The organism is Microcoleus sp. Pol1C5 (genome assembly GCF_036701115.1).
GTDB lineage: Bacteria > Cyanobacteriota > Cyanobacteriia > Cyanobacteriales > Microcoleaceae > Microcoleus.
On sequence record NZ_JAUBQE010000140.1, the window covers coordinates 1 to 1,771 of the forward strand.

Genomic DNA, 1,771 nt, shown 5'->3' on the forward strand with positions numbered 1-1,771 from the left:
CTTCTTCCAGAAATTGGCAGAGTTCTCGCTTTTGTTCCAGGCTTAAGTATTGCTCTTCAATTGGCTCGAACGAATAAACTTTAACTTTGAGCGTTTTAAAGGAAGGAAAGTTTCGCTGGAGTGTATGGCTGTAGACTTCATAGAGTAGGTCGCGAATCGGTAGCTTTAAGTCTAGGATTAGACCGCTGCCTAGACGGAGACTTTCCTTTCGATCGAGAGCTTCGAGTTTCAGGTATTCGCCGACTTCTCTGATTTCCCAGTTCAGATTTTTCAGTTCTTCGAGCAATCGATTTGGTTCTAAATCTTGGTCTTGAACGTGCCTCAAAATATTGGCTAGTGTTTGCAGAGGGCCATTATGAATTATAACAAATGTCCGTTCAATGGTGTGTTGGCGGAGCTCAATCTGAAACCTTAAAAATCGATCGTATTGATAGAAAGTGTTCAAGATGGCACCATTAATCACCAAAACTAATAAAGCTGGTGCTGCGGGAATCCACCATCCCCCGACGATGAAAGCATAACTAATTCCAACTAACCCAAGACTGGCAGCGGCAACATATACGAGGTTTTTTAATGGAGATTGAGTCAGCCGACCGAGATAAATAGCTAAAATGCCCCAACTGACAATCCAAAGATATTCCCAACCCTGCGACCAGGTTTTTAAAACGGGTCGTCCATCGAGAACTGCACTGACGATTTGGCTGGCCACATGGGCATGAAATTCTACGCCATAAATTTTTCCAGGCGGTTCTAAATTAGAGATTGCAGAAGTATTGACAAAGTCTTTAATACTAGGAGCCGTTATCCCAATTAGAACAATGCGATCGCCCAAGGTATCGCGCAGCACATCGGAATTACCTTTGGTGGCTTCATTATCGTTAATATCTTGAAGCGATAGCGTGCGAAATCGTTCCCGACCGTTGCGATAATTGAGGAGTAGCTGAACACCAAAATCATCAGCGCCCGCGTAGCCTCCAGAATTGGAAAAAAAACGAGGAATTTCAGTCGAACCAAACCGCATCGCCTCGCGATCGCGAATGCCATTGCTTAGTTCAATGCCTTCAGCTTTGAGATACGTTTCTGCCAGTCGCAAAGGCAGGGAAAAAGCGTATTTTTTATTGTCTTCAGATTTATTTATTCCTAATATTGCACGCCTGACCTTGCCGTCATCATCGGAAAGGTAATCTATAAAACCGATTTTTTTTGGGGGTAATTCGGGGGGCGGTTTAATAGAATCAGGTATAACTTTTTCCACCAAAATCAGATTTTTGATATCTTTAAAAGTTGCACCCAGTTCGGCATGACCGGGTTCAACGGGTAGATCTCTAACAATATCAAGACCGATAACTCTGGGCCCGTACTTCTGCAAAGTTCTTAACAGTTTGGCAATTTCGCGATCTGGTATAGGGTAATTTCTGATACGTTGGATGTCGGCTTCATCAATTCCCACAATCACAATTCGTTCGTCGATAGGTTCAGATGGTCGCAGCCTCAGAAACGAGTCGAAAGTTACCCATTCTATCAACTGCAGCAGTCCACTCAAACGAACGAGTACAATCAGAACTATAGCAACAATTCCTGGCAGGGTTCCTACAGACCAGATGGTAATTTTTTTTCTAATTTTGCTCAAAATAGTAGATAACAACAGTTTCTTCCTTAACAAAACCGATTAATCAATAAACCCCTCTTCTCTAGCTCGTTTTTCCGTTTGAATGCGGAGACTTTTGCCATCTTCCGGGTAAACCCCTAAAACGTCTTGAACTTTTGTCCA

The 1,771-nt window shown here is 42.9% G+C and carries 1 protein-coding gene; it reads right to left on the reverse strand.

Features of this window, described 5'->3' with window-relative positions; genetic code table 11:
* The coding region (locus QUA23_RS30830) for a CHASE2 domain-containing protein (protein WP_333093970.1) at positions 1–1,645 on the reverse strand (1,645 nt) is incomplete at its 3' end.
* Positions 1,646–1,771 lie beyond the last annotated feature (126 nt).